Here is a 3,690-nt window from a genome sequence, read left to right as displayed (position 1 = left end):
TATCGGGAGTGGGTGGCATGGGTCACTGGTTCGATCGGAACATCGTCGAGCCGGGAAAGCTGCCGCTGCTCCTCGCCCTGGCCGCCTTCGTGCTCACCTTCGCCGTCACCCGGTTCATCACCCGGATGATCCGGGCGGAGAAGGGCCCGTTCCGCAACATCACACCCGGCGGAATGCACATCCACCACGTGGTCCCCGGTGTGGTGCTGAGCGTCATCGGCGGCTTCGGTGCGGTCGCCGGCGGGCGGCAAGGCGCCGGCGCGGGGATCTGCGCCGTGGTCTTCGGCATCGGTGCGGGCCTGGTGCTGGACGAATTCGCCCTGATCCTCCACCTCGACGATGTGTACTGGACCGAGGAGGGCCGTCAGAGCGTGGAGGCGGTGGTCCTCACCGCGGCGCTGGTGCTGCTGGTCCTGGCCGGGTTCTCACCGCTCGGCGTGAACGAGCTGAGCAGCGACGAGCAGCAGAGCAGGCTCGGTGTCGTCCTGACCCTGGTCGTCAACTTCTGCTTCGTGCTGATCGCGCTCTTCAAGGGCAAGGCACGACTCGCGGTGGTCGGCACGCTCGTCCCGTTCGTCGCGCTGATCGGGGCGATCCGGCTGGCCCGGCCGACGTCGATGTGGGCGAAGCGCTTCTACCGCAACCGTCACCGGGCCCGCGCCCGCTCCGTGCTGCGCGCCTACCACCACGATGTGCGCTGGGTGGGCCCGCGGCGCAGATTTGAGGATCTGATCGGCGGCGCACCGGACCGGGTGCCGCTCCCCGGACGCAAGTCCTGATCCCGGGGCCGGTCGAGGCGGGGTGTGCGGACGCACATCACCAGGACCGCGGCGATCGCCACCAGGTGCTCCTTGCCCGCCAGATTGTTCTTCAGGACCACCTCGACCACCATCGCCGCGATCACCAGCGCCCCGGTGAAGTGGGCCCGGTAGACGTAACAGACGTACACGGCGAGGCCGACCACCGCCGCGGACGGCCCGCTGTCGACGACCTGGGCGTCCGAGGCCGGCAGCCCGAACAGCCCGTCCGGCCCGAGCGCGACACCGATCCGCGCGTACAGCGTCCCGGCCAGCGTCGCCACGTACGCGATCAGCAGCGTGCGCCACCGGCCCAGACAGATCTCGGCGATGCCGAACACCACCAGGATCTGTACCAGCGCCCCCCAGACCGGCAGATCCGGCGCCGGTACGAACAGCGACAACGGCGTACGCAGCAGGGACGCCCACAACGGGTCCTCGGCCCGCACCGCCCCGAGGCCGTGCACCACCCCGAAACCCCACGACCGGTTCTGCACCGCATGGAGCAGCGCCGTCAGACAGACCGCGGCGATCGTCATCGGGACCGCCCGCAGCCGCTCGGCGGCGAGCGTCGCGCGCACGGTCGCCGGCAGCGGACCCCACTCGTGGCGAGCTGCTCCGCGCAGCGCGCGCCCGGGTCTCATGCATCGGTCCCGAGGTGCGAGCGGTGCAGCCACTTGGGCAGACCGGGCGCCTCCAGGAACCCTTCGGCGCGGCCCGCCGCGACGCCGATGCGCAGCAGGTCCGAGCTCTTCTCGAACAGCATGAAGCGCGGCTCCCAGATCGGCCGGTACTTGGCGTTGGCGCGGTACAGCGACTCGATCTGCCACCAGCGGGAGAAGAAACTGAGCATCGAGCGCCACAGCCTCAGCACCGGTCCCGCGCCGAGCCGTGACCCCCGCTCGAAGACCGACCGGAACATCGCGAAGTTGAGCGAGACCTGTGTGATGCCGATCTCCTCGGCGCGCTGGAGGAGTTCGATGACCATGAACTCGATCAGCCCGTTCTCGGCGTCCCGGTCACGGCGCATCAGGTCCAGCGACAGACCGTTCGGCCCCCATGGCACGAAGCTCAGCACGGCACGCAACTCGCCCGGCCCGCCGCCCTCCTCGGCGGGGGCGTCGCGGCATTCGAGCATCACGCACTGGCCGTCGGCCGGATCGCCGAGCCGGCCGAGCGCCATCGAGAAGCCGCGTTCGGTCTCCCCGTCCCGCCAGTCGTCGGCGCGCCGCACCAGTTCGGCCATCTCCTCCTCGGGGATGTCCGCATGGCGGCGGACGGTCACTTCGTACCCGGCGCGCCTGACCCGGTTGTACGCCTGGCGGACGGTCCGCATCGCCCGCCCCTCAAGGGTGAACTCGGCGGTCTCCACGATCGCTTCGTCGCCCAGCTCCAGGGCGTCGAGGCCGTGCCGTGCGTAGACGGTGCCGCCCTCCTCGCTCACCCCCATCACCGCCGGGATCCAGCCGTGCTCACGGGCCTCGGCCAGCCACGGCTCGATCGCCCCCGGCCAGGCCTCCGGGTCGCCGATGGGGTCACCGGAGGCGAGCGAGACCCCGCCCACCACCCGGTAGGCGACGGCGGCCTTCCCGGTCGGGGACCAGACGGCGCTCTTCTCCCGGCGCAGCGAGAAGTAGCCGAGCGAGTCGCGGGCGCCGTGCTTCTCCAGCAGCGCCCGGAGCCGGGCCTCGTCCTCGGGGGTGATCGGGTCGACGGCCCGGCGGGACCGGAACGCCGCGTACACGACGGCGATCAGCAGCAGCGTGGAGAGCACGTTGATGGTGACGTTGACCCAGCCGGGGGTGGTGATCCCGGGGAAGGAGGCGTCGTTGTCGGCGACCGAGACCAGCCGCAGCGCCCCGTAGCGCCAGCGGTCCAGGAAGGACGCCCGGTAGTCGTCGGGCGCGGTGTTGGTGAGGGCGACCAGGCCCGTGGCGATCAGCGAGGTGACCAGCAGCCCGCCGACCGCGACGACGGCCGCCAGCTTCGGGTTGGACCGGTCGCCCTTCGCGTAGAACTCGCGCCGGCCGAGGACCAGCGCCAGGACGAAGACGGCGGTCAGCGCCAGCGAGATCCAGTTCTGCGGATACCGCCGGACCTCCGGGAACCCGATCACCAGGGCGAAGAGGAGCAGCAGCAGGCCGCTCACCACCATGTTCACGATCCAGGCGGCCCGCTTGCGGCGGCGCATGGTGACCGCGAGGAAGAGCGCGACCACCCCGGAGGAGAAGCCCGCGGTGAGCAGGTAGGGGGTGAAGTAGTTCTCGGTGTTGTGGCGGCGCAGATCATTGCCGAGAGTGACCCAGACGGCGCTCAGGAAATTGATGAACGACACGATGCGCAGGTACCAGATGGTGAATGCCGCGCTGCGCCGTGACCGGACGGTGCTCGGCGGCCGGACGCTGTCCCGCCCGGGTTCCTCGGTGGCCAATCGGACCTCTCCCATGAAAAGCGATCATATGGTGCATCGCACTGCATGAGGGACTGCGCTGCGGCCGGTGTTCAATGGCCGCAGCGCTGCCGGTCCGTGAGCCTCAGGTCGCGTCGCCGTAGACGTCGCCGGCCTCGGCTCCCTCGTCGGCACCGTCCTGCTCCTCGGCGACGGGGTCGCGCTCGGGCAGCTCGGCCGCCAGTGCGGCCGCCGCCCGGACGAGCGGGAGTGCGAGCAATGCCCCACTTCCTTCCCCCACGATGACGCCGTGGTCCAGCAATGGGTTGAGCGCCATTCGGTCCAGCGCCTTGGTCTGCGCCGGCTCACCACTCGCCTGACCCGCCAGCCACCAGTCCGGCGCCCGGAAGGCCGCCCGCTGGCCCACCAGCGCACAGGCCGCGGAGACCACCCCGTCCAGGATCACCGGCAGCCTGCGCACCGCGCACTGGAGCAGGAACCCGG

General features: G+C 70.9%; 4 protein-coding genes. 1 reads left to right on the top strand and 3 read right to left on the bottom strand.

What is annotated here, in order from left to right:
• Positions 1-17 precede the first annotated feature (17 nt).
• Positions 18-779 (top strand): hypothetical protein, encoded by a 762-nt coding sequence (locus ABZY11_RS43470; RefSeq protein ID WP_356484467.1) that lies wholly within the window; start codon positions 18-20, stop codon positions 777-779.
• Here the strand turns inward: ABZY11_RS43470 and ABZY11_RS43465 are convergent.
• From ABZY11_RS43465 to ABZY11_RS43455, 3 genes are all read right to left on the bottom strand, one after another.
• Positions 680-1,441, bottom strand: a complete 762-nt coding sequence (locus tag ABZY11_RS43465) for a hypothetical protein (protein ID WP_356484466.1) — start codon at positions 1,439-1,441, stop codon at positions 680-682. The two genes, ABZY11_RS43470 and ABZY11_RS43465, sit on opposite strands and share 100 nt — an antisense overlap.
• The gene (locus tag ABZY11_RS43460) at positions 1,438-3,243 is read right to left on the bottom strand and encodes a phosphatidylglycerol lysyltransferase domain-containing protein (RefSeq protein WP_356484465.1); all 1,806 of its coding nucleotides are present in this window, start codon (positions 3,241-3,243) and stop codon (positions 1,438-1,440) included. The genes ABZY11_RS43465 and ABZY11_RS43460 overlap by 4 nt, the downstream gene beginning before the upstream one ends.
• Before the next feature lie 88 nt (positions 3,244-3,331).
• On the bottom strand, positions 3,332-3,690 hold a 359-nt coding region (locus ABZY11_RS43455), incomplete at its 5' end, for a nicotinate-nucleotide--dimethylbenzimidazole phosphoribosyltransferase (protein WP_356484464.1).

The sequence above is a fragment of the Streptomyces sp. NPDC006510 genome (assembly GCF_040611955.1).
Lineage (GTDB): Bacteria > Actinomycetota > Actinomycetes > Streptomycetales > Streptomycetaceae > Streptomyces.
The sequence above is the reverse complement of the archived record's forward strand: the minus strand, read 5'-3'. Positions and strand labels throughout refer to the sequence as shown.